This window comes from Fluviicola chungangensis (assembly GCF_007558725.1).
GTDB classification, from domain to species: domain Bacteria; phylum Bacteroidota; class Bacteroidia; order Flavobacteriales_D; family Crocinitomicaceae; genus Fluviicola; species Fluviicola chungangensis.
The window spans coordinates 139,999-165,283 of record NZ_VLPL01000005.1 but is presented as its reverse complement, the minus strand read 5'-3'; the positions used below and the strand labels follow the sequence as shown (position 1 = coordinate 165,283).

Genomic DNA, 25,285 nt, shown 5'->3' with positions numbered 1-25,285 from the left:
CAAAATTCCCGATCCTGAAAAAGCATTACCAATTATCCCAGATTCACCTGCATTCTCACCAAATCAGAATATGCGCCATTTGTTTCCATCAGATCGGTGTGATTTCCACTTTCAACGATTTTTCCATGTTGCAGGACTAAAATTTTGTCTGCATTCCGGATAGTACTCAAACGATGCGCAATCACAATACAGGTTCTGCCGTGCATCAATTTCTCCAAAGCATCCTGTACAACTCGTTCTGATTCCGAATCCAAAGCGGATGTAGCTTCGTCCAAAATAAGAATCGTAGGGTTCTTTAAAATTGCACGGGCAATGGCAATCCGCTGTTTTTGACCTCCCGATAATTGAATTCCACGATCTCCTACCTGCGTTTTGAAGCCGTCGGGGAAACTCATAATGAAATCATAGGCATTGGCTTGTTTCGCTGCACTGATGATGTCATCTTCGCTTGCACCGGGTTTTCCGAAAGTGATATTTTCAAAAATAGTACCGGCAAACAATAAAACATCCTGTGGTACAATGGCTATGTGTTCACGCAGATATTTGATATCGATGGAATCAGCGTTTGTATTTCCGAAATAGATTGCTCCTTTATTGACTTGGTAATAATTCAGGACCAGGGAAGAAATAGTTGTTTTTCCACCACCCGACGTGCCAACGAGAGCCAAGGTTTCATTGCGGTTCAATTCGAATGAAATCCCCTTCAAAACTTCTATCTCGGGCCGTTGAGGATACGAGAAATGAACATGTTCAAAACGGATAGAACCGTCAATTTCCGGCTTATCAGTTCCTTTGAAAATTTCAGACTCACTGGATTCATTAATGATATCCATTAATTTTTCTGTTCCGCCAATGGTTTTCTGGATACCGGTGTAAAAGTCGGGAAGTGAGCCGATACTTGCTGCCATCAGCAAAGTGACCATTAAGAAGGAAAACAAATCACCTTCACTCAGTTCCGGATTTGTTCCCTGGGTCATTAACAAGCCTTGCCAAACGATAAATACAATGGAACCGAACATACAGAAAACCATGAACGAGATGAACAATCCTCTCCAGATTCCACTTTTGATATTCAAACGGCGAATCTCCTCGATGGCATTTTTGAATCGTTTGATGAGGTAATTTTCGTTTGTAAAAGCTTTGATGTTCCCGATTCCCGTTAAAGATTCTTCTGCTATGGCATTGGCACTGGCTGTCTGATCCTGGGCATCTTTGGATAGACGCTTGATGAACCTTCCGAATAATACGGCAACAATCATGATTATGGGCACCGTCGAAAGCATGATCAGCGAAAGCTTCCATGAAACAAACGTCAGGTAGGCAATCCCACCGACAACCATGACAATTTGCCTGAAAAACTCCGCTACTGTTGTTCGAAGCGTTTCCTGGATTTGTGTAATGTCGGAAGAAATGCGGCTGGTGAGCTCTCCGACTGTATTTCTGTTAAAGAAGTCCATCGGTAAATGAAGCATGCGCTGGAAAACATCGTATCGCAAATCCCTTAGGGCTTTTTCAGTCACATTGGTGAATAAAACGACCCGGAAATAACTGAAAATAGCCTGTCCTCCGAATAAAGCGAATAATGCTACTGCTACAGTGGTGATATTTGAAAGGTCGATTGCTTTGATTGCCTGAGCCATACTTGTTTGAGAACCACTACTCAAACCAAGCAGTTGTCCCAGTAAAATAGGGAAGATCAGCCCCACCGATGTGGAAAGCACCAGGAAGATCCACCCGATGGCGTATTCAAAGCGATAAGGCTTTAAATAATGAAAAAGTTTGCGAGCCTTTTTATAGCTGTCACGTGTCAATTGGATCTTTTCTTTTTTGGCTTGCTTTGGTCGCAACATCTTTTTGCTAGTTTTGTAACACAAAAGTAATAGGCGATTGACTTAATCAAACTTTTTTTTCGATTATTTTCGATTAAAACTTGAAAAATTAGAAAATCTACCTATCTTTGCACCCCATTCTGACAAATGTCTGACATTTCAGGAATGTAACAAGCATTAAGAACATTCGAATAAAGCATAGATCATGAAAAGAACGTTTCAACCGTCTGTAAGAAAAAGAAGAAACAAGCACGGTTTCCGTAGTCGAATGGCGACTAAGAACGGAAGAAAAGTATTAGCGGCTCGTCGTCGCAAAGGTCGTAAGAAGTTAACTGTTTCTGACGAAGGTTTCCACAAGCGTTAATAGCCTGTAAATCTTTATTAAAGATATTGACCATTTTTTCGTTTTTGCGGAGAGGTGGTTTTTTTGTTTGTTGGAGGTGAAAATTAACTGATTTTGTTTATTACTTTTGTCAATCTAATACCTAATGCCATGAAACACATACTCTTTTCTATATTTTTCCTGACAAATTTTTTCGTTGGACTGTCTCAGATAAGTGACTTTACAATGGCAAACAATGGATGTCAATTATCTGGACAAAATTATTCAGCACGGGGTCCCTTGAATTTTATCCCTAATGGACATTTTAATACAGGAAGTACATGTAGTAATCAGAGTACTACCGCTTATTCATATTTCAGTAACGGATATTGGTCTGATAATTTTAGTTCAAATTTGCAACCTCATGGAATACCATCGGTAGAAAATTCTAATTTGAGCTGGGGTTATCCAATGTATTGGAAAAATGAATCGTCTGTTTGGCAAGCGACTAATATTAGTCATGGATATATGTACATTCATGTATATAAAAAAAATAATACTGGAGTTGCTTACAGGAATTACATACTCATTGAGTTAACCAGACCTTTGGAGGTTGGTAAGCAATATAATTTTCAAGCAAGCTTCAATACCTATAACTCTACTTATACCAACGTTGCACCAAGTAATACGAATTTGCAATTGGATCGAATTGGATTTGCTTTAACAGATTCAATTCCAGACTATGTTAGTGGACAACCGTTATTATTGACGCCTTTTTATGAAACTCCAAGGGATTCTATAATTTCATTAGCTAACCACAATGTAAATACAAATATTACAGGTAATGGACAACGTTATTTAATTATCGGGAACTTTCATGAAAATGATTCAATAGCATTTAATGCTATTCCTGCAAATAATTCACATGCAACATACGCCTTTGATGCTTTGAAATTGTATGACCCTAATTGCACTGCATATGGGAATGTTTATTTAAATCAAAATGAAACCATAAGTTGTGCTGAATCGACAGTAAATGTATCCGCACAACATGGAGTTCAACCGTATAAATGGATTCTTAACGGAAATGAGTTGCCCTCCACTATCCAAAATGTGACTTTTGATACACCAATGGATACTTCAATACTTATAGTGCAAACCGGAGTAGGGAATTGTATTTCAAGAGATTCTATGAAAATAATACCACGCTATTATAATTTTGATATGCCTTCGGATACTACATTGTATTGTAATAGGGATGTAGATTTGACTCCTGCCTATAGTTCGGTTGGTGGAGCTTATTCGATTGGGAGTTTTATTTGGCGCGAACAAAGTAATCCAGGTGTTGATCTTGGGTTTTCGAGTAGTTTAACGATTTCTGACACAGGAACCTATATTCTTGAATACTTCCATAGTTATAATTGCTTAGAACATGATACAATTCATGTTGGCGCTAATGAAGAAATTTTGATGGATAGTCTTTCAGTCGAAATTGGTCCAGAGCATTGCATCAATATGCTTGACGGATATATCGAATACGATGTGTCTCAGTATCCTGGGGATGTTCATTTTTATTGGGATTCAGGATTGTTGAATAGTTCTCAAATCGCAGAGCAGGATTCGTTAGATGCAGGACTTTATGAATATTATATTTTTGATGATTTTAATCGTTGTAGTTTAATTACAACAACGGTTCCTATATTATACGATAGTTGTTCAGTCATTTCTGGAAGAATTTATTTAGATACCAATCTCAATTGTCAGCACGATATTTATGAAAATGGATTGAAGGATATTACTGTTTTTGCTCATCCTATAGAAAATTTTGGTGTTACCGATTCATTGGGCTATTTCGAAATTCTTGTTCCCCCAGGTGTATATTCAATTGAACAAAATTTAAGTAATTCAATCGGCATTGGTGAGTTCTGTAATAATCCGCTTATTTCCATTACAAACTCAGGCTTGGTGTTTGATTCGATATTTATTGGAGATACGATTCATCAATTTCATCATAATCCGGGGTTGCAGAGTTTTGTAATAGGGAATGTTTTATTAAGTGATTCTTATTCGATTTCCAGTTTCAAAGTTGCGAATTTTGGTGACTCAATTGACAATATAACGGTTGGATTGTATATAGATCATCCCGCTCTTTATTATGATACTCAGATTCCTGAATACATAGGGATGAATGGAGATACAGCAATGTATTTATTTATGAATATGCAACCAATGTCTTCTGAAACTCGAACAATGTATTTGCCGATCATTCCAAATGTTAATTATATAGGTGATCAGATTAATTCATATCTGTTTTGCAAAGGCGAATTTGGAGACATTGACACCTTAAACAATGATTTAATTCAACAGAATATTGTGCTTGCAGCGTATGATCCTAATATTAAGGTTGTAACACCGATCGGTGAAGAAATAACGAGCCGGACAGAAGTTAAAGAAAGAGAATTTATTTATACCATTCATTTCCAAAATACTGGGAATGCAATTGCTACGAATGTGACAATAATTGATACGCTTTCTCATTTCTTAGATCTATCAACATTCCAGTTGATGAATTCTTCTCATTATGTAAATGTTAGCTGTTTTAATAATGAAGTGAGGTTTGAATTTCCTAATATTTATTTACCAGATTCAACCACAGATGAAGAAAACAGTAAGGGTTTTGTACAATATAAAATCTATGCTCAAATGGACACCTACGTCGGTGATACGATTCGTAACATTGCCAATATTGTCTTTGATAATAATCCTCCGATAATTACACCGCCTGCTATAAATATTTATTACAAACCTGCCATAATTATTGATACAACCGCTTCAATTTGTGATGGATCTTTTTTCTTTTATCATGGTAATTTTTATGATGAAACTGGCAATTTCGCTGATACTATATCTAGTTATGCAATTGATACTGTTTATCAGACTTTTTTGACTGTACATCCAATACAAAATACGGAGTTGTATTCAAATTTGTGTGTAAATGATTCTATCGAATTCTTTGGGTCATATATTAAAACACCTGGGGAATATTCTCAAATAATAATGAGTCAATTTGGTTGTGATTCTACCATTGTCTTGCATTTAGAGAACCATAGCGTAGATGTAGCAGTTAGCTACTTATCTTCGGTTCAATTGAGTGCCAATCTGGATAGCGCAATTGATTATCAATGGATGAATTGTCAAGATTTTCAAGTAGTTCCTGGAGCAATTAATCAAAATTTCGAACCGATTAGTAATGGAAGTTATGCTGTAATTATTAATGACGGCGTGTGTATGGATACCTCCAATTGCTATTCAATTAATTCTCTGGGTTTGGATAATTTCTCAAATCTAAATTTAAGTTATTCCCCCAATCCTGTAAATGACGTATTAACAATTCATTTACCATCCAGTGTGGATCAAACCGAAGTAATTGTTTTTGATGTGAATGGTAAAGAATTGACTAACCAAACATTCTTCTGGGAGGAAAACTTGAACGTAGCAATGAATTCATTAAGTAGTGGTATTTATATTATAAAGATTCGAAATAGCCAATTGGAAATGAACATTCGTGTCGAAAAAATGTAATGGATTCCGCAGCCGTATGGCAACTAAGAACGGACGTAAAGTATTGGCTGCACGTCGCCGTAAGGGCCGTAAAAAATTGACAGTTTCTGACGAAGGTTTCCACAAGCGTTAATAGCCTGTAAATCTTTATTAAAGATATAGACCATCTTTTCGTTTTATGCGAAGAGGTGGTTTTTTTGTGTCCGGATTTTTGGTAAAAAGAATCAGTCCGTTTTTTACAGGGCATTTTCCGTTTCAGTTAAATCAATCCAAAATAACCTGTATCCCGCGTTGGGTATGTTTTCTCAATTGAGATAGGCTTTCGGAAAATGTTTGAAGCTTCCAACGATCTCCATTCAACGAAAAAAGCCACCCGTTTGTCGGATGGCCTTTCAAAAAAATGATATCAATTCTTAGTTAGCTGTACAAGTACGTACACTTCCCTCATAGGTTTTGTAAGCCCCAGTTGCGAATTTATCGCACTCAGATTGCTTGTCTTTTTTCTTGGCAACAACCGGGTATGATTCAGAACTATCGTAGTTAACGAACTCATCCTGGTAAATTTCAGTACAGTTACAAGAGTATGTTTTCTTACAAGAAGTTGCAAAAAGGCTTAAGCCTGCTGCACAAACGATTAAAGCGATTGCTTTCATAAATTTAGATGTTTTAAGTTATTAAATCTGTGCCGAAAATAATATTTTTTTCAGAAACAATGCATATTTGCGAAGAAATTGAAAAAAAGTTTAAATGCGGCTCTTTTTACAAGGAATTGCTCTAAGTTTGCTTCAAAAAAATTATGGACCGTTATTTCGTTGATTTTCGTTCAGATACCGTTACAAAACCATCGATTGAGATGCGGGATGCAATGTTCCGGGCTTTTGTAGGAGACGATGTTTATGGGGAAGATCCGACCGTAAATGAACTGCAGGAGTATGCAGCACAACTTTTTGGTAAGGAAGCAGCATTATTTTGCACAAGCGGAACGCAAACCAACCAGATTGCTATCAATATTCATGTGAAACCCGGCGGTGAAGTTATTTGCCACGAAGAAAGCCATATCTACAAGTATGAAGGAGGAGGGATTGCCAAAAATTCGGGCGCCTCTGTTCGTTTGCTTCAGGGAAGCCGGGGCCGTTTGACTGCTTCTGAGATTGAGAAGTGGATTATGCCGGACGACGTGCATTTTCCGGTTACCCAATTGATTTCTTTGGAGGATACAGCCAATCGGGGTGGTGGTGCCGTTTACGATTTTCAGGAGATTGAAGCAATTGCACACTTGGCGAAATCAAAGAATATTCCCCTTCATTTGGACGGGGCACGCATATTCAATGCCTTGGCTGTGAATGGGGTTGAAATAAAAAGATATGCTGCTGCATTCGATTCGATTTCCATTTGCCTTTCAAAAGGATTGGGAGCTCCGGTGGGATCATTGTTGGTTGGAACCAAAGAGTTCATCCACCAGGCAAGAAGGGTCCGGAAAGTCATGGGAGGAGGTATGCGCCAAGCCGGTTTTTTGGCAGCGGCAGGGATGTTTGCTTTGAAAAATCATGTAAGCAGGCTTCCGGAAGATCATGACAAAGCAAAGCAATTGGAAAGTGTTTTTTTAACATGTGATTGGGTGGAAAGTACTTTACCCGTGGAAACAAATATTTTAGTTGTAATTTTGAAGGAGGAGCTGAAACGCGATCACTATATTCAAAAGTTCGGAGAATTGGGCGTTAAAGTTTCTGCGTTCGGCCCGGGAATGATCCGTTTAGTGACGCACCTGGATATTTCCTCGGAAGACATGGTATATACAATAGAACAAGTCAAGAAAATATGAAACTATTCGCTTTATCTGTTATTGGATTGATGCTCTTACTGTTCCTTTCTTGTAAGGATAATAACGGGACCGAAACAGTTTCGCTCGAAGATATTTCACATACCTCCGATAAGTTTGATCACATTGAAGACAACCGGGAAACTGCGGAAATCAAAGATGAAAAACCGAAGCAGGCCTATTTCCTGACAGCTTTTGATTCGATTTATAAGGATGCATCTTGGTTTATGCTCGACAGTTTATTGTTTCCGGACCGGTTCGGACCATCGAAAATGGAAAAATGGTATTTATTGAGCCAAAAAGACAGCATTGTTGCATTGCATTATGAATTCAGGGACAGTTTGAGAACGAAAAACGCTTTTTTCAACTGGATTGATTGTTATGGACCAACCTGTGATTCTTACCAGGTAGGTTCACAATTTAAGAAACAAAGTAGAAATTCCCTGTTCCTGATAGGAGCAAATCAGTTGGTTTATATAGAATCAAAAACACCGATTGCCACAAAGAAATTGGTGGAATTGCTGAACGAGGAAAAAAAAGATCAGAATTGGATCTATGTACTGGAAATTCCGGGGAGAAAGAAAACCCGCTGGTCGAAGATCAAAGAAGGAGAAATACAAGAATTGAAAGGACAACAGGACAATAAGACAGCGGGACTTTAGGATGATAAGACAGAACAAATGAAGTCCGGACATCTTAAAATCCCGTAATCCTAAATCAAGAAAAATGAAAGTAGTAAACAGAGGATACATTTACGTAGAACCAAAACAAGCCTTTTGCGATTGGGCTAAACAACACGATCCGGAATTTGATTTTGATGAGTCGGATGACCTGGAGGGAAACCTGTATTTAATTGAAGAAGACTTCTTCGAGTATGAACCCCTGATCGAGTCGCATTTCAAAAAGATCATGAAAAACGAATGCCTGGCAGTGGTTGATTCCGATGACGATTATCCGAAACCGACATTGGAATTATTCCTGGAATGGTTTACTGTTCGCATAGGGTCCAGTGTTTTTGATACTCAGAAGACGGATTTGGAAAGCGACAAGTTGTAAACTGCTTTTGACCGATTGGAGAAATCAATTCACCGATTTTCCATCTCGGTTTCTTTTGTTTCGACCTAATTTAGCACCGTAATGAAATGTTATGAAGTATTTACTATTGCTTATTGGCTTGATTCCCATCTGTCTGATTGCACAGACTACCATTGAAGGGACGGTGTTGAATCAAAGTGGAAAACCTGTGTTTATGGCAACCGTTTTTGTGAAAGGAACAACGGACGGGGCTCAGACAGATGAAAAAGGAATGTATAAACTGACCACTAAAATGACCGGTAAGCAAATGCTGGTTGTTCGTGGGGATGAATTGGAGGAACAAACCCTTGAAGTGAATCTGAATGGAACTCCGATAACACAAAATATCAAAGTCAGCCAATCCAGGGCAATCGAAGAAGTGGTTATTTCCGCCGGAACCATGTCCGCATCCAATGACCGCACCGTAGCAATTCTCGATCCTTTGGATATTGTAACGACGGCTGGTGGTCAGGGAGATATTGCCGGAGCAATTCAAACACTTCCTGGTGTTCAGCGAAACGGAGGAGATCAAACCGGTTTAATGGTGCGTGGTGGAGATGTCAGCGAAACATCGTTTATAGTGGACGGTTTGGTAGCACAAAATGCATTCGGAAGCTCTGTTCCAGGAGTGGCTCAAAGGACGCGCTTTAATCCATTTCAGTTTAAAGGAACAGCATTCAGTACAGGTGGTTATACTGCCCGTTACGGACAGGCATTATCTTCCGTGTTGGATTTAAGTACGCTGGACCTGCCGGATCAGACGAACATTAACATCGGGGCAAATTTTGCCGGGATCTTTTTGGGAGGTTCAAAACTGATGGATAAAAATGCAGTGGAATTTACCGGGTATTATCAGAATTTATCCCCGTTTTTGGCCTTGGCGAAGGCAAATGTGAAGTTCTATGAAGCTCCTCAGGGATTCGGTTTTTCAGGGCGGTATGTTTCCAAAACTTCTACCGGTGGAATGTTTAAGACGACTTTCAACCAGACGTATAACAGCTCCGGTTTGGAAATTCCCAATCCGGGTGTAGCCGGGGCAACGATGAAATTCGGCTTGAAAAATCAGAATACCTATGTCAATACAACGTTTATAAATTCCATCAGCGATAAATGGAAGTATTATGTCGGATTTTCTTTAAGTAATAACGACGACGATGTGACCTGGGATACCTTGATCTCTACCCGAAATGATAAGCGGGTCCAGGGACGTGGAGAATTGACCTACACCGCAGGAAATCGATTCAGGATGATCATTGGGTCCGAGTTACAGCATTTTCAATACAAGCAAACATTTGATACGTTAAGCGGACAATTTACGGAAATGCTTAGTGCCGGATACGTCGAAGCCGATATCATTCCCTTCCGGAACTTTGCGATCAAGCCGGGAGTGAGGGCTGAATATTCCAAATTACTGGCAAAAGGAAATATCTCTCCGCGTTTGGCGATGGCAATCAAGACCGGGAAAACCAGTCAGATTTCCCTGGCGTCGGGATATTTTTACCAGTTGGCTTCTCAAAACTATCTGATGCAGGGATACCGGCCAAACTTCCAGGAAGCATTGCACTTAATGGCGAATTACCAGATTATTGCCAAGAACCGTATTTTCCGGGTGGAGGGATATTACAAATCCTATGATCAGTTAATCCGTGAACAGGGAGTTGCTTATACTCCGAATGCGTTCCGTTTCAATTACGGGATGGTGGACAACAGCGGATCAGGTTACGCCCAGGGAATTGATGTTTTCTGGAGAGATAAGAAGTCGATTAAGAATTTCGACTATTGGATCTCGTATAGTTACATCGACACCAAAAGACTGTATCAAAACTATATCAGTAAAGTGACTCCGGATTACGTTTCCGACCACAACCTGAACGTGGTTATGAAGTATTTCTCCATGAAACTTCAAACGAGTTTCTCCCTGACGTATAGTTACGCAAGTGGAAGACCGTATTATAATCCGACCAGTGCACGTTTCCTTGGAGACCGTTCTCCGGACTATCACAACCTGGCATTTACCGCTGCATATTTAACAACTATTAAAAAGTTTTTTACCGTCTTTTATGTTAGTTTAGATAACATTACGAATCAGCACAATGTATTGGGCTATCGTTACAGTTACGACGGAAGTCAGAGATACGAGGTGAAACCTCCGTTTTACTTCAATATTTTCTTTGGATTTAACCTGTCGTTGAAAGAGTTTAACAAAGATGAAATTTAATTAGTGACTATGAAACAAGTAATCTTAACCGTGGTTTTGGCGTTTACACTTCAAGCAAATGCACAGGATGATATTAAAAAGGAACTGGAGCCTATTTGTGCAACCTTTGATTCTACCTACACGCTGGAAGGCTGGAAGGCAAAATCGGACCAGTTGGCATTGGTAAAGGAAAAGTACCCGGAGAGTTGGATGCCCGCATATTATTATGCGTATTCCTGTGTTCAAATGTCTTATTTTGAACCGACACTGGCAATCAAAGATGTTTTGGTGAATAATGCGGAAGACCAATTGGTCAAAATAGAAACCTGCCCTTTGACAGACGAAATTCACATCATGAAAGCATTGATTGCGAACGCGCGTATCGGTGCAGATCCTGAAAATCGTTGGCAGAAGTATGGGAAAATCTTTGATGAAAATTTGAAAGCGGCAAAAACGATCAACGAAAACAATCCGCATATTTATTTGTTGAAAGGAATCTCAACCTTCTACACTCCGAAGATGTTTGGGGGAGGTGCTAAAAATGCACAGACATATTTTGACAAAGCAAAAACAAAATACGATTTGATCACCTTTACTGATATAGACAAGCCTTATTGGTGGGGAAGAAGCACATGTACTTATTTCTTCGGAGAGATTGATAAAGAATTGAATAAATAAAAACAACCTATTTGTAAGTAATAGTTTGTAACCAATAGTGGGCAGGCGATTAATCGCCTGCCCACTATTGGTTTAGGCCTTTTCTATCAGTCTGGAATTGTAATACTGAACGTCCGTGCTGACCTCTTTTTCGATCCAATTCGGAAGTTCAAATAATTCCTCCTCCGATTCCAATTCGATTTCAGCAATCTTCAATCCTTCCAGTTTGCCATGAAAAATATCGATTTCCCATTTCTTTTCTCCTACCACCAGCTCATACCGCTCTTTCTCCAGGACCTTTGCACAAAAATTACTCAATAGTTGATTCGCATCCTCAAACGGAATCTCATATTCAAACTCATCCCTTGAAATACCAACTGATTTTCCCTTAATTGTCAAATATCCCTGATCACCTTTCGTACGCACGCGAACTGTTTTTCCGTCAACGTCCGAAATGTATCCCTGCCTGATCTTTTTTGATTGAAGGTACTTGACAACATCGGATATGGAATCACTTACCAGGTATTTCCGCTCAATTTCTTTCATTTATTTTAGACTAAAAACGTTAGACAAGAGACGGAAGACCAAAATAGTCTCTTGTCTTTGGTCTCAGGTCTAATGTCTGCTAAAATACGATAGATTTTGGAAAAAGAGCCGACGATCTCCTAAACCGAAGGATAATATTATCTTCGCACTTATGCAGGTGATTCTGACATTTGATTACGAGTTATTTTTTGGTACAGATACCGGAAGCGTTCAAAAATGTATGATTGAACCAACTGATCGGCTGTTGGCAATAGCAAAGACTCACCAGGTTCCGCTTGTTTTTTTTGCAGACGTAGGATTTCTGATCAAATTACACGAGTACAAAGACCGATATCCGGATCTTGAAACAGATTTTAAACAAATCACCACTCAGTTGAATCGCATGCTGGAGTTGGATTGCGAAGTACAATTGCATATTCATCCGCATTGGGAGAAATCCTACTACGATGGCGAAAAATGGGTGGTCATAACAGATGGGTGTTACAAATTGTCAGATTTCCCCGATTCGGAAGCGGAAATAATTGTGCGTAAGTATCACCGCTTTTTAACTGGTTTGACCGGAAAAAAGCCCACAACTTACAGGGCCGGAGGTTGGTGTATCCAACCTTTCAAACAAATTGAAACCGTTTTTCAGGAGCTTGGAATTGAAAAGGATTCGACGGTGTTTCCAGGAGGGAAGTTTGAATCGGCTCATTACCAGTTTGACTTTACGGATGTTCCACCTTTTGGGAATCCGTATCGTTTTCAAACAGATGTAACGAAGGGGGAAGCAAATGGTTTTTTCCTGGAAGTTCCTATTTCTTCCTGGGAGTTTTCTCCGTTATTTTATTGGCGACTGTATGCTTTGGGAAGACTTAATCCAACTGCGCATAAAATGATCGGGGATGGTTCGTTTTTGGCCCAGCCGGGAAGAAAGAAATCCGTTTTGTTGCACAAAACCTGGAATCATGTCAGTTCGGATGGTTATTATGCTTCACAATTAATGAAACAGGCAAGGTATTACGAGCATAAAAAAGTGCGGACTTTCGTAGTGATCGGTCACCCGAAGGGAATGACGAATTATTCACTGGATCGACTGGAATCATTTGTTTCAAAAACGAAATCAGTATATGAATTCATAAATTTCGGATCATGCAATTGATAAACGCAGATTCGACAGAGGTAAAAGAGAAATGGGATGAATTGGTTTCATCGTACAATGCTTCGGTATTCTCCGAGTCTACTTACCTGGATGCAACGGCCGGAAATTGGATGATTCTTTATTCGGATGACTTTAAATCAGGGATGGCTTGTCCGTATGTGTTGAAAGGCGGAGTGAAAGTATTGGTGACCCCGTTTTTCAACCGGTTTATGGAATGGATTGGCGAACCGGTCGGGGAAAATGAATTGATCCGGACTTTGAAAAATGAATTTCCGGTTGCGGACCTTCAGGTAGGGAAAGGATTTAACCTGGGCCAACGTGTTTTTCAGAAGTTGGCCCCGGGAAATTTGAAGTTAAATCAACAAGCAAAACGCTCCCTGAATAAAGCCGCTGAACTTCAGGTAGAGCAGGGAGAACATATTTCCGCAATGATGGACCTGTTACGAAATGAATTGCAGAACCGCATTCCCGGAATCAATGAAGAAACCCTTCCGATTCTTGAACATTTAGTGAATAAGTACCGGTATAAAGGACTGGGACAATTCAATCTGTACAATGAAAACGAGTGGCTGGGCGGAATTTGGATCATTGAAACGAGTACCACGGTCCTTTATTTGAAAGGAACAACCAGGGAGGAAGCAAAGAAATCCGGTGGAATGTACAAACTGATGCATCATGCTGTTACATATGCGCATTCCAAAGGGAAAGTGTTCGATTTCGGAGGATCAAATGTAGAGTCGGTAAGACGATTTAATTTGAATTTCGGCGCAGAAGATGTTGTATATTCGCACTTAAGCTGGAATAATGCTCCATTTTGGTGGAAAACAGTAAAAATGATACGGGATAAATGGGTAAAAAAGTAATTTTGATTACAGGAGCAACCGGCGGACTGGGTTCTGCTATGGTAAAGCATTTTGAAAAACAAGATGTCAGATTGGCCTTGCATACCTATCAGCAGGAACCTTTTGATGTGAATTGCGAGCATGCCTGGTTCAAAGCTGATTTGAGAGATGAAAACCAGGTTAAGAATCTTATAGCAAGTATTCTTGCCAATTTTGGAAAAGTGGACGTTTTGATCAATAACGCTGGGATTTCAAAAAATGGCATGAGCTGGAAGCTTGCTTCGGTTGATTTTAACGAGGTGATAGCTGTGAATTTAACAGCTCCGTTTTTGTTATGCCAGGGTTTGATTCCAGCTATGCGCACCCATCAATTTGGACGAATCATCAATATTTCTTCCGTTGTTGCACAAACCGGTGTTCCCGGAACGGTGGCCTATGCAGCCAGTAAAGCCGGAATTCTGGGATTAACCAAAACGGTTGCGAAGGAATTGGCCAATCTCCCGATTACATGTAATGCCCTGGCACTCGGTTATTTTGATCAGGGAATGATCAGTGAGGTTTCCGACGAGATGCAGCAGCAAATTATTGCGCAGATTCCAAAGAACAGATTGGGAGGAGTTGAAACGATTTTGACAACCATTGATTGGCTTTTAAAAGACGAATCGGATTATGTTACGGGACAAACGATTTCTTTAAATGGCGGGTTGTTTACCTGATTTATTCCCTTAAATTTGCAGTCAACAAAATGAATAACACGATCAACATGTTTCCTAAAAAAAATTTGCCCCGGTGGATAATAATTCTAATTGATTTATTCATTTCGGCTTTTTCTTTAGCGATTGCTTATCTGATTCGTTTTGATATAAAAGCAGACGATGCGCAGTGGAGATTGGAGCTGGGAATAGTCAAGTATTCCATTATTGTCTTTTTTGCCGTCAGATTGATTGTATTCTTCTCATTTGGGATTCAGAAAGGGATTGTCCGGCATACCTCAACGTCGGATTTCAAACGGCTTTTTTTAGCGACAACAACCTCTTCGGTAATTTTTGTGATCCTTGGTATTGTTCGCTACAATTGGATCGATAATTATTACCTGTTCCCAAGTTCCATCATCGTAATTGAATACGTTTTCTGTTTCTTTTTTCTTGCGGTTTCACGTTTTATCGTAAAATTACTTTATCTCGAGTCCGTAAAATCAAGCAGTGAACAACAACTCGTATTGATTTACGGAGCCGGAGTTTCCGGTCTGATAGCAAAACGGATCATCGAGAAAGATGTTCGGATCAATCTGAAGGTCTTTGGTTTTTTAGACGATAATAACCGCATTTCAGGAAACAGGATCGAAGGAGTGGAGGTGTTCCATACCTCTAAATTGGAAGAAATCCTGCAAAAGAATAAGATTCATCAGGTCATTATTGCCATCCAGAATTTGGATCCTGAAAAAAGGAGCTGCATCGTGGAGAAATGCATTGATGCTGGGGTAGAAGTAAAAAAGGTGCCAAACCCGAAAAGCTGGATCAACGGAGCATTTACAACCAACCAAATCGCCCAGGTAAACATTGAAGACCTGTTGGGAAGAACCCCGATTGTCCTGAACCAGGAAAAACTGGCGGATGGATTGAAAGATCAGGTTGTTTTGGTAACCGGTGCCGCCGGTTCCATTGGTTCGGGAATTGTGCGCCAAGTATTGGAATACAGACCCAAATTGGTCGTTTTGTTGGATCAGGCTGAATCTGCAATGTACGATTTGGAGTTCGAATTGAACCAATTGAAGGATATTCCACCATTTGAAATTGTCATTGGGGATATTTGCAACGAGGAACGGATGGAACTGCTGTTTGATACGTTTAAACCTTCCTGGGTGTTCCATGCAGCAGCATACAAACATGTTCCGATGATGGAATTAAACCCGTCGGAAGCCGTTAGAAACAATGTAAAAGGTACCAAAATACTGGTCGATCTTTCCAATAAAAAAGCAGTTCACAAATTCGTCATGATCTCTACTGATAAAGCGGTGAATCCGACTAATGTAATGGGGGCGAGTAAACGCATTGCTGAAATTATTGCCCAGGCTGCAAATAACGGACAGACTCAGTTTATCACCACGCGATTCGGGAATGTACTGGGGTCCAACGGTTCGGTTATCCCACTGTTTAAAAGGCAAATTGAGCAAGGCGGACCAATAACTGTAACAGACGAACGAATTACACGTTATTTTATGACGATTCCCGAAGCATGCCAGTTGGTTCTGGAAGCCGGAATTATGGGAAGCGGAGGTGAAATCTATGTGTTTGACATGGGGAAATCCGTTCGGATTGTTGATCTGGCAAAGAAAATGATCCAGTTATCCGGCTTGGAATTGGGAAAGGACATTGAGATCCGTTTTTCGGGGTTAAGGCCGGGTGAAAAACTTTACGAGGAATTATTGAATGATGCTGAAAATGTACAGGAAACACACCATCCGAAGATTTTGATCGCATCTGAAAGGGAAGTGGATGAAAAGGTGTATGATAAGATTGAGCGTTTATTGAATGCGGTCGGAAAAACAGACAACCTTTCACTGGTGCAAATGATGAAGGAAGTTGTTCCTGAGTTTATTTCAAACAACTCCGAATATAGTGTTTTAGATAAAAAATGATACATGTTAGATTCGTATAGACTTCAAGTCCGTTTTTCGGATTGCGATATGATGCAGCACGTAAATAATGCAGTTTACCTGAATTATTTTGAAGAAGCCAGAATTCATTATTTCCGCCAGATGCTGGGTACAGATTGGGATTGGAAAAAGACCGGGGTAATTCTCCGTAAAAATGAGTTGGAATACCTCAAACCGGTTTTCTTGCACGAACCGGTGGAAATATTCGTCTACCTGAAGCACATCGGAGAAAAAAGCTTTACCTTGTCCTACGAAGTAAAAGTGCTGAATGAAGTGAAAACGACCGGAAGTTCGGTGCTCGTTTGTTACGACAGTGCAAACAAATGTTCGATTCCGATTCCGAAGAGAATGAGAGATGCTTTGGGGCGGCTTTCGCTGAAATTGGAACAATAATTGATTGAAAGACATCAAGGTTTTAAGACTAAACAGAATACAGATGGTAATTCAAAGTCCTTAAATCCTGAAGTCCTAATCCCGATAGCTATCGGGACCTAAAATCCAAAATATGAGAATACTAATAATTGTTTTTTGTTTGTTTTCACTGGCGGTTTCCGCTCAACCTAACTTCGGGGTTGCAAGAAAGGATTCTGTTCCGTGTTATCAAAAAGCTGCCGATCGGGCCAAACAAAGATACACCGAATGGGAATGTGGTAAGATTGCGGGAGTAGTGGATTGTAACCAAAAGCTGGAAATGTCCCAGGACGGGAAAAGAGTGGTGACTAGTTCCCAAAAAATGCCTTTTTCAGGAGTTTGCGAGACCTGTCATATGAATGGGATCTTAGAACGTCGGGTGACATTCGTGGATGGATTTACAAATGGTATCGATACCACGTATTACAAATCCGGATGTATTATGGTGATTCGCTCGCATGTTCAGGGAGTCGAAAACGGTCATTGGACTTACTTCAATGATTCCACCCAGATCCCGGCTTGGGAGAAAACGTATTCGATGGGACAGTTTGAAGGTCCGCAGCTGACTTACAATGCCAAAGGAGATACGATTAAATATGAGAATTACGTAGATGGTGTTTTGAATGGTCCTAAAATTACCTATGATTCCAAAGGAGTAAGAAATAAACAGGTAAACTATGTCAAAGGGGTGTTGGATGGTCCGTTCCTTGTTTACAATCGCGAAGGGAAAATCATCGAAGAATTGAACTTTAAGGAAGGAAAAAAACACGGCGTACAGCATTACTATTACGACGATGGGAAATTGCTTCGTACCGAGACATGGGATATGGATTCCCGAAACGGGGAGTTTAAAACATTGTTTTATGACCAGACGCTTCAATCGATTGAAAATTATAAGAAAGTGACTGCAAAACCGAATCAATATGTAACGGCAGAATTGTATGCCTGTCCAACAAAAGAGGTTGCGGATGCATTGGGACAAATGCTGTACGATAAAAAGTCAAAGCAGCAGGCATTGGATAGTTTGAAAGATGCAAATATCGTGGTTACCCAAGTTAGAGGAGAAGCGCTCAGCGAGAATGCAATCCTAAAAGGGAACAATCTTGCAAAAGGTGTGAACCGGCCGATCAAATCAGGGAAGTTCTATTACATAGCTGTAGTAAGCGAGTTGAAATCGATGACAAAGACAGAGGTGCGTGAAGGCTTATTTGAAGAGCGTTTTCCGGATGGGAAAATAAAGAGTCGTGCCATCTATAAAAAGGACGTTCTGATAGAAGAACATGTCTTTGATGAACAGGGAAGGGAAATTCGTACTTTTGGTGGAACTGCTTCATCGGGCAAGGAAGATGATGCGATGCCTACAAGTCCTAAGAAGAAAAAAGAGAAAAAGAAAAAAGAGCCGAAACCGGAGGAAACGAAACCGGAGAAAGCAGGTGAGTAAGTATAAAAAATATAAGGGCGAAAAATTTTTCGCCCTTATATTTTTTCATTCCATTCCAATAATTTTGTTTCCACTCCGTCAAATACCGCATAAGTATTGTAATGGATCCATTCTCCCAGGTTGATGTATACGGCGCGTTCATTGATCTGGATAGTCATGGGAAGGTGGCGGTGACCGAAAATGTAGTAATCCTGCTGTTCGATCTCTTCCTGCTCTTTACAATATTGGACCAGCCATTCCTTGTCTTCGCCTAAGAATTGGCTGTCTGAATCACCTGTTGCGATCCTGCTTTTGCGCGAAAAATAGTTCGCCAGGGCAATCCCGAAATTCGGATGCAGCCGCGCAAACATCCATTGGGACCATTTCGCAGCGAAAACTTTCTTAATAAACTTATATCCGCGATCCCCGGGGCCTAATCCGTCTCCATGTCCGATCACGAATTTCTTGTCATTATACACTCTGTAAATAGGTTCGCGGTATATTTTGACGCCCAATTCCTTTTCGAAATAATCAAACATCCACATGTCATGATTGCCTGTAAAGAAACTCACCGGGATGCCCGAGTCGACCAATTCGGCTATTTTACCCTGGATCCGAACAAAACCTTTCGGAATGGCATGTTTGTATTCAAACCAAAAATCAAAGATATCTCCTACCAGGTAAATCTCAAAAGCATCTTCCCGGATGTGGTCCAACCAGTCGATGATCCGTTTTTCACGGTCAGAGCTTGATTTTCCGGTAGGGACACCTAAATGAAAATCAGAAGCAAAATATATTTTTTTCCCTGTTGGAATATCCATGTCAGAATCCGAAGATCGTTTTTAGTGCCTGTTCCAACTCAACGCCTCTTAATTTGGTGTCAATGACATTTCCGTCGCGATCAATCAATACAGTGAACGGAATGGAAGAAACCTGGTATAATTTTGCTACTTCATTTGACCAATATTTCAAATCGGAAACATGGTTCGGCCAGATCAGCTTATCTTTTTCAATGGCAGCGAGCCAGGGAGCTTTGTCTTTGTCCAGTGAAACGCTCATCACGGTGAACCCCGCATCTTTGTATTTGTTATACAAAGCAACCACATTCGGGTTTTCTTTGCGGCAAGGACCACACCAGGACGCCCAAAAATCAAGCAGAACGATTTTTCCTTTCAAATCAGATAAGGAAACGGGCTTTCCATTGACATCATTTTGAGTGAAATTCGGAGCGGGTTTTCCTGAAGCCAGGAAGTTTTGTTTGTCTTTTTGTGCTTTGAGCTGATCGTAGCTGTTTTTTGCATTTTGTACACTGGGAGAAGAGGGGAAACAAGCCAGGAGTTGGTTCACAATTGCTTCATAAATAGTAATTTCCTTATCTGTGTCCAGGGTGCTGATTACCGGCAGAAGTGCTGCTGAATTTGCGTGTTCGGCAATGAATTTTTGCCGGTATGCCGAGAATTTGTAGTATTCCGTCTGGTAATATTTGTTGATTGCTTCCTGGTTTTCCGGAGTTGTTTTCATGGCATTGATGGCAGAATCCTTCTTTTGATTGAAATACTGCATTTGGCCTACAAATTCATTCAATGCAATACTTTCGTCGGAACCGCTGATGGTATGGAATGCATTGATGTTGTTTCCGTCCGCATTGATCCGGATTGCAGATCCTTCTCTCAGGATAATATTGATGTGTTGCTGTCCTAAACGCAAAACGTAATAATCTGCAACGGGAACAGCTCCTTTTAAGGTGTAATTTCCCTTTTTATCCAGTTTTCCGTTGATGTAATCCACATAGTGAGAACCGTAATATTGTGAGATCTTAATGCTGTCACCATTGGTATTGAAAATATTTCCGCTGACTTCAACTTGTACCGGGTTCTGACCGAAGGCAACTCCGGATAAAAGGGTCAAACAAAGAATCAATTGTTTCATAGTTATGTTCAATTTAACTTGCAGTTGTTTCCAAGGCTGCAAAAGGTTTGTTTTTCAAATCAAAAGCTTCGCTGATCCTCAATTACTTTCGCACTAACGTTTGTCGTAATTTAGTCTTCAAAAGCTTCGCTGATCCCAAATTACTTTCGCACTAACGTTTGTCGTAATTTAGTCTTCAAAAGCTCCGCTGATCCCAAATTACTTTCGCACTAACGTTTGTCGTAATTTAGTCTTCAAAAGCTTCGCTTTTTCTTCTTATTTTTTTGCCAGTTGCTCTATCAATTTCTGTTCCAATTGTGTGCCTCTTAATCCAACTCCTACAATATTGCCTTCTCTGTTCAAAAGAACGGTATGAGGAATTCCCTGGATTCCGTAAGATTGAACAAGTGGTGTTTGCCATCCCATTAAATCAGAAACGTGGTTCGGCCAGATTAATCCATCCTTGGCAATTGCGCCTTTCCACGCTTCAGGATCGTTGTCCAGGGAAACGGAAAATACTTCAAATCCCTGATTCCGGTATTTCTTGTACATGCGTACGACATTCGGGTTTTCTTTACGGCACGGTGCACACCAGGAAGCCCAGAAATCGATCAGGACCACTTTTCCTTTCAAAGCAGATAAACGCAATTCAGTCCCGGAAGGATTTTTCAATGCAATTTCAGGGGCAGCCATCGTTCCTGCATTGTATTGCAGGTAACTTTGGTATTGCGAATCGATCATTGCGACTTGCTGGGCAATCATCCCGGTAATGGGAGAATCCGCATAATTGCGCTGAAAAGCGGTTTCAATCTGTCTCAAATCCTCCAGGTTTGCCGGGTCCCAGTTTGAAAGCCCTTCTTCCTGGGAGGGCATTAATAAACTCATCAAAATGATATTCACCGGATTTCCCGGATCTTTCCGGATTTGCTTTTGTGAAAAGCTGACAAGGGGTTTTTTCAGTTTCACAAAGAGTTCCACCTGTTTTTCCTGTTCTTTGATCTGCGGCATTTGCTCCATTTGTTTTTTTGCAAAATCGCTGAACAAAACCATGTACTTTGTCAATGGTTTTGCCCATTTTGTACCGGAAAAAGAAGGAGTAATGGCAAACGTTTCCTTGGTGGCATTCAATACTACCTGGTCATTCACTTCCATTGGGATAACTACGGCATTCTTGGTCCCTTCTCCTAATGATACGGAGTAAATTCCCATTCCAGGGATATTTCCGTCCAGTTCAAAGTTTCCGGAAGCATCTGTTGTAGTTTGCGCCACTTCAATAGGACCTTGTTCGGATTGTGCCTGAACTTTTAATTTCTGATTGGCAGCACCAGTAATCCGGCCTTCTATGTGGAAGTTATTAACCAAGCCTGTTTCTTCATCCAGGTTACTGTCTCCGCACGAAGTGAAAAGAAATGCCCCTAAAAAACATACACTAAAAAAAGAAAAACGGTTCATCAAACAGTTTGTATTAATTCACGCAATAATGCGTTAGTAGTTTTTGGATCAGCCTTACCGCCGGAAGCCTTCATAATTTGTCCCATGAAAAATCCGGTCAATTGGTTTTCTCCTGCTTTAAAACGGGAAACTTCGTCTGGGTGTTGCCCGAAAACTCCTAAAATAACTTCTTTTAACGAGTCAGCATTGGATTCCTGAATGATATTCAGGGAAACCGCCAATTCGTCGATATTTGCATCCGGACTTGCGATCAGTGCCGGGAAAAGCTTTTGTGCTGCTGCGGAATTGGAAACTTTTCCACTTTCGATCAGGTTGATAATTCCGGCAATTTGTTTCGCTGAAACAGGCAAATCTTCGATTTCTAACCCATTTTGGTTCAGGTAAGATTTTACTTCTCCCATCACCCAGTTCGCCGCACTTTTGTAGCTTTTCGTATTGGAAATAACTTCTTCAAAAAACAAGGCAATGGATTTGGAGTCCGTCAGAATTCCGGCATCGTAGTCGGACAGCTTCAGGTCTTGCGTATATTTGGCATGCAATTCTCTTGGAAGAGCAGGCATTTTCGCTTTCACCTGGTTCACATATGTGGTATCAACAACGATCGGCTGCAGGTCAGGTTCCGGGAAATACCGGTAATCGTTTGCTGCTTCCTTGCTTCGCATGGAGATCGTGATCCCTTTCAAAGCATCAAAACTGCGGGTTTCCTGTGAAATGCGCTCACCGTTTTCGATAGCTGCAATTTGGCGCCCTATTTCGAATTCAATTGCACGCTGCACGTTCCGGATGGAGTTCATGTTTTTGACCTCCACTTTTGTCCCGAATTCATTGGAACCTTTCAGCATGACTGAAATATTTGCGTCGCAACGAAGCGAACCTTCTTCCATGTTCCCGTCACAAATATCCAGGTAACGAACCAATCTGCGTACTTCCGTCAAATAGTTATATGCCTCCTGGCTTGAACGGATCTCGGGTTCGGAAACAATTTCCAATAGGGGAGTTCCGGCACGGTTCAAATCGACTAATGTATCGTACAGATCTACATCGTGAATAGATTTTCCGGCATCTTCCTCCATGTGAATACGCGTCAAACCGATGGTTTTTTCCTCGTTATTCTCTGTTTTGATCACAATCGCACCACCTGTACAAATTGGGGTTGTGTCTTGTGTGATCTGGTATCCTTTCGGAAGATCGGGGTAGAAATAATTCTTACGTGCAAAATGCTGGTGCTCCGCAATCGTACAACCGCAAGCCAAACCTAGTTTGACTGCAAATTCGATCGTTTTTTTGTTCATCACGGGCAATGTTCCCGGATGTCCCAAAGTAATCACACTCACATGGGTGTTCGGGTGTGCACCGTATTCGTTGATATCCGAAGAATATGCTTTGGTTTTGGTGAGCAACTGTGCATGCACCTCCAAGCCGATCACTACTTCGTATTTATCTCTTGTATTCATTTAGTAGATTTTAGGACTTTGAGATTTTTAGGATTTTAAGACTTTAAAATTGGAGTTTAAAGTCTTGAGGTCCTAATGTCTTAATATCTTGAAGTCCAATTAAATTTTGGCAATCAATTCACGCATAATCAGGGTCATTTTCGGCTCTTGTCTGCTAGCCACGTCAATCACATCCTGTAAACTCACCTTTTGAATTTTCCCAGGGACACCTAAGTCTGTAATGATCGAGATCGCGAAACAAGGGATTTCCATGTGGCGAGCTACAATTACTTCCGGAATAGTCGACATTCCGACTGCGTCTGCTCCGATTGCGCGAACGTATCCGTATTCAGCCGGAGTTTCCAATGTTGGTCCTGTCAAGGCTGCGTATGTTCCGACAGAAACTTTGATGTTGTTTTCTGCTGCAATGCTTTTGGCAACTTCAATCATGGAGTGGTCATACGGTTCGCTCATATCCGGGAAACGTGGTCCCAATTCGTCGATGTTCTTTCCGATCAGCGGATGAGCAGGGAACAAATTGATGTGGTCGTTCAGGATCATGATCTCACCAACCTCGAAATCCGGGTTGACACCACCAGATGCATTACTTACAAACAGACGCTCGATTCCAAGCAATTTCATGACGCGAACCGGGAACGTTACCTGTTGCATGTTGTAGCCTTCGTAGAAGTGAAAACGCCCTTGCATGGCAACGACTTTCTTTCCACCTAAATTTCCGAAAATCAATTTTCCCGAATGGCTTTCTACCGTAGAAACCGGAAAATGTGGGATTTGTTCGTAAGGAATTTCATCGATTACCTCAATTTCCTTTACCAATCCTCCCAATCCTGTTCCTAAAATAATACCGATTCCCGGTTTGATTTGTGTTTTGCTGTTGATGTACTCAGCAGCTTCTTTCATTTGTTCTAACAACATAATTTTCAAGTAACGCTTTAAAATCTTCTTCTCTATCTATTTTCACCGAAATGCTTTGCACAAAAAACGGGATTTCGCTTGCTAAAATAGTGTCTTTCCATTCTGCCAAACGCACCGCGTCTTTTTCAGTTGTTACTACCGCACATCGTTGGTTTGCAAAAGTAGCAACTTTTTGCTGAATTTGTTGAATATCCTCACTCGTGAAACTGTGATGATCGGGGAATGTGATCGCCTCAACGCGATGGTTTTCAGCCAGAAAACGATATAGCGGTTCGGGTTGTGCAATTCCGGTTACCAAAATTAATTGATCGAATGATTCCCAAATGGCACCAAAAAGCCCTTTTAGCTCACCGTAAATGACTTCACTAAAGAAAATATGTTCGGTTTTTAGCGGGATTTTTTTTCTAAATGGAGTTTTATCTTTTTCTGAAAGTTGCTGCGGGCATTTGGTGATCAAAGCAATGTCTGCTCGCTTCATCCCGGACCTTGGTTCCCGAAGGTTCCCTGCGGGGAAAACAAAATCCCTGAAAACGGGACGATCATAGGTCATTAACAGAATATTCAAACCGGCTTTTACTGCCCGGTGCTGAAACGCATCATCCAAAAGGATCAGTGCATCGGGGTAATGTGCACGGATCCAATCTATCCCGAGTTGGCGTTTTTCTGCAACGATTACCGGAACCCGGTGATTGAAATTGAGCCAGTACATCATCGGTTCATCGCCGATTTCACTGGCAGTGCTTTTTGGATTTGCGACGTACAACCCTTGTGTTTTCCTTCCGTATCCGCGCGATAAAATAACCGGGTTCTCCTTTTCAAGGAGTTCGGCGATGTAGGCTGTAAGCGGTGATTTGCCGGTTCCACCAACCGTAATATTTCCAACGCAAATGGAAGCTCCGGGAATAGCTCGTGATTTGAAAACTCCCAGGGTATAAAACCAATTCCGCAGACTGACAACTAAGCCGTAAAGCCAGGAAAAGGGAAGTAAACCGATTCGCCATGAATACATGCGGATAAAGATAATAGAAATCCGGCATGTTGATGGAGTAAAAAACAGGGAAGGGAGCCCGCTACGAGCTCC

23 protein-coding genes are annotated in these 25,285 nt (G+C 40.8%); 14 read left to right on the top strand and 9 right to left on the bottom strand.

What is annotated here, in order from left to right; translation table 11 throughout:
* Positions 1-32 precede the first annotated feature (32 nt).
* Entirely contained in the window at positions 33-1,850 is a 1,818-nt protein-coding gene (locus FO442_RS11480; protein ID WP_144333336.1) for an ABC transporter ATP-binding protein, read from the bottom strand.
* A 184-nt stretch (positions 1,851-2,034) separates the two neighbouring features.
* On the opposite strand from FO442_RS11480, the gene rpmH (FO442_RS11475) reads away from it, so the two are divergent.
* The 3 genes from rpmH (FO442_RS11475) to rpmH (FO442_RS11465) all read left to right on the top strand — a co-directional run bounded on the left by rpmH (FO442_RS11475) (position 2,035) and on the right by rpmH (FO442_RS11465) (position 5,845).
* Positions 2,035-2,193, top strand: coding sequence for a 50S ribosomal protein L34 (gene rpmH / locus FO442_RS11475; protein WP_144333335.1), 159 nt, complete (start codon positions 2,035-2,037; stop codon positions 2,191-2,193).
* A gap of 129 nt (positions 2,194-2,322) precedes the next feature.
* The gene (locus FO442_RS11470; protein ID WP_144333334.1) at positions 2,323-5,733 is read left to right on the top strand and encodes a DUF7619 domain-containing protein; all 3,411 of its coding nucleotides are present in this window, start codon (positions 2,323-2,325) and stop codon (positions 5,731-5,733) included.
* Entirely contained in the window at positions 5,717-5,845 is a 129-nt protein-coding gene (gene rpmH, locus FO442_RS11465) for a 50S ribosomal protein L34 (RefSeq protein ID WP_246073845.1), read from the top strand. Before FO442_RS11470 ends, rpmH (FO442_RS11465) begins: the two co-directional genes overlap by 17 nt.
* A 280-nt stretch (positions 5,846-6,125) precedes the next feature.
* Here rpmH (FO442_RS11465) and FO442_RS11460 read toward each other — a convergent pair whose 3' ends face one another.
* Complete coding sequence (locus tag FO442_RS11460; protein WP_144333332.1) at positions 6,126-6,365, bottom strand: hypothetical protein; 240 nt, start codon at positions 6,363-6,365, stop codon at positions 6,126-6,128.
* Between the two features lie 143 nt (positions 6,366-6,508).
* Here FO442_RS11460 and FO442_RS11455 point away from each other — a divergent pair, with 143 nt between their 5' ends.
* The 5 genes from FO442_RS11455 to FO442_RS11435 all read left to right on the top strand — a co-directional run bounded on the left by FO442_RS11455 (position 6,509) and on the right by FO442_RS11435 (position 11,480).
* Positions 6,509-7,534 carry a threonine aldolase family protein gene (locus FO442_RS11455; protein WP_144333331.1) on the top strand — a complete coding sequence of 342 codons (1,026 nt, stop codon included), beginning with the start codon at positions 6,509-6,511 and terminating at the stop codon, positions 7,532-7,534.
* Positions 7,531-8,193 (top strand): hypothetical protein, encoded by a 663-nt coding sequence (locus FO442_RS11450; protein WP_144333330.1) that lies wholly within the window; start codon positions 7,531-7,533, stop codon positions 8,191-8,193. The genes FO442_RS11455 and FO442_RS11450 overlap by 4 nt, the downstream gene beginning before the upstream one ends.
* Positions 8,194-8,257: 64 nt before the next feature.
* A complete protein-coding gene (locus FO442_RS11445; RefSeq protein ID WP_144333329.1) occupies positions 8,258-8,587 on the top strand; it encodes a hypothetical protein in 330 nt (109 codons plus the stop codon).
* Between the two features lie 91 nt (positions 8,588-8,678).
* Positions 8,679-10,823: a TonB-dependent receptor gene (locus FO442_RS11440; RefSeq protein ID WP_144333328.1), complete on the top strand. Its 2,145-nt coding sequence runs from the start codon at positions 8,679-8,681 to the stop codon at positions 10,821-10,823.
* A 9-nt stretch (positions 10,824-10,832) separates the two neighbouring features.
* Positions 10,833-11,480, top strand: a complete 648-nt coding sequence (locus tag FO442_RS11435) for a hypothetical protein (RefSeq protein WP_144333327.1) — start codon at positions 10,833-10,835, stop codon at positions 11,478-11,480.
* A gap of 72 nt (positions 11,481-11,552) precedes the next feature.
* Here the strand turns inward: FO442_RS11435 and FO442_RS11430 are convergent, their stop codons facing one another.
* A complete protein-coding gene (locus FO442_RS11430) occupies positions 11,553-12,005 on the bottom strand; it encodes a CYTH domain-containing protein (RefSeq protein ID WP_144333326.1) in 453 nt (150 codons plus the stop codon).
* A gap of 151 nt (positions 12,006-12,156) precedes the next feature.
* Here FO442_RS11430 and FO442_RS11425 point away from each other — a divergent pair, with 151 nt between their 5' ends.
* The 6 genes from FO442_RS11425 to FO442_RS11400 all read left to right on the top strand — a co-directional run bounded on the left by FO442_RS11425 (position 12,157) and on the right by FO442_RS11400 (position 18,496).
* The gene (locus FO442_RS11425; RefSeq protein ID WP_144333325.1) at positions 12,157-13,146 is read left to right on the top strand and encodes a polysaccharide deacetylase family protein; all 990 of its coding nucleotides are present in this window, start codon (positions 12,157-12,159) and stop codon (positions 13,144-13,146) included.
* Positions 13,137-14,009 (top strand): GNAT family N-acetyltransferase, encoded by an 873-nt coding sequence (locus FO442_RS11420; RefSeq protein ID WP_144333324.1) that lies wholly within the window; start codon positions 13,137-13,139, stop codon positions 14,007-14,009. Before FO442_RS11425 ends, FO442_RS11420 begins: the two co-directional genes overlap by 10 nt.
* Entirely contained in the window at positions 13,994-14,704 is a 711-nt protein-coding gene (locus FO442_RS11415) for an SDR family NAD(P)-dependent oxidoreductase (RefSeq protein WP_144333323.1), read from the top strand. Before FO442_RS11420 ends, FO442_RS11415 begins: the two co-directional genes overlap by 16 nt.
* A 47-nt stretch (positions 14,705-14,751) precedes the next feature.
* Positions 14,752-16,626 (top strand): polysaccharide biosynthesis protein, encoded by a 1,875-nt coding sequence (locus FO442_RS11410; protein ID WP_246073844.1) that lies wholly within the window; start codon positions 14,752-14,754, stop codon positions 16,624-16,626.
* A 3-nt stretch (positions 16,627-16,629) separates the two neighbouring features.
* Entirely contained in the window at positions 16,630-17,037 is a 408-nt protein-coding gene (locus FO442_RS11405) for an acyl-CoA thioesterase (protein WP_144333321.1), read from the top strand.
* A gap of 112 nt (positions 17,038-17,149) precedes the next feature.
* Positions 17,150-18,496 (top strand): toxin-antitoxin system YwqK family antitoxin, encoded by a 1,347-nt coding sequence (locus tag FO442_RS11400; RefSeq protein WP_144333320.1) that lies wholly within the window; start codon positions 17,150-17,152, stop codon positions 18,494-18,496.
* A 35-nt stretch (positions 18,497-18,531) separates the two neighbouring features.
* On the opposite strand, the gene FO442_RS11395 is transcribed toward FO442_RS11400, so the two are convergent.
* The 6 genes from FO442_RS11395 to lpxK form a co-directional block, all read right to left on the bottom strand.
* Positions 18,532-19,296 carry a UDP-2,3-diacylglucosamine diphosphatase gene (locus FO442_RS11395; RefSeq protein WP_144333319.1) on the bottom strand — a complete coding sequence of 255 codons (765 nt, stop codon included), beginning with the start codon at positions 19,294-19,296 and terminating at the stop codon, positions 18,532-18,534.
* A gap of 1 nt (position 19,297) precedes the next feature.
* Positions 19,298-20,404: a TlpA family protein disulfide reductase gene (locus FO442_RS18865; protein ID WP_144333318.1), complete on the bottom strand. Its 1,107-nt coding sequence runs from the start codon at positions 20,402-20,404 to the stop codon at positions 19,298-19,300.
* A 255-nt stretch (positions 20,405-20,659) separates the two neighbouring features.
* Entirely contained in the window at positions 20,660-21,835 is a 1,176-nt protein-coding gene (locus tag FO442_RS11385) for a redoxin family protein (protein WP_222101991.1), read from the bottom strand.
* A complete protein-coding gene (gatB, locus tag FO442_RS11380) occupies positions 21,835-23,289 on the bottom strand; it encodes an Asp-tRNA(Asn)/Glu-tRNA(Gln) amidotransferase subunit GatB (RefSeq protein ID WP_144333317.1) in 1,455 nt (484 codons plus the stop codon). The genes FO442_RS11385 and gatB overlap by 1 nt, the downstream gene beginning before the upstream one ends.
* A 99-nt stretch (positions 23,290-23,388) precedes the next feature.
* Entirely contained in the window at positions 23,389-24,201 is an 813-nt protein-coding gene (locus tag FO442_RS11375; RefSeq protein WP_222101992.1) for a purine-nucleoside phosphorylase, read from the bottom strand.
* Complete coding sequence (gene lpxK / locus FO442_RS11370; protein ID WP_144333315.1) at positions 24,173-25,213, bottom strand: tetraacyldisaccharide 4'-kinase; 1,041 nt, start codon at positions 25,211-25,213, stop codon at positions 24,173-24,175. The genes FO442_RS11375 and lpxK overlap by 29 nt, the downstream gene beginning before the upstream one ends.
* Positions 25,214-25,285 lie beyond the last annotated feature (72 nt).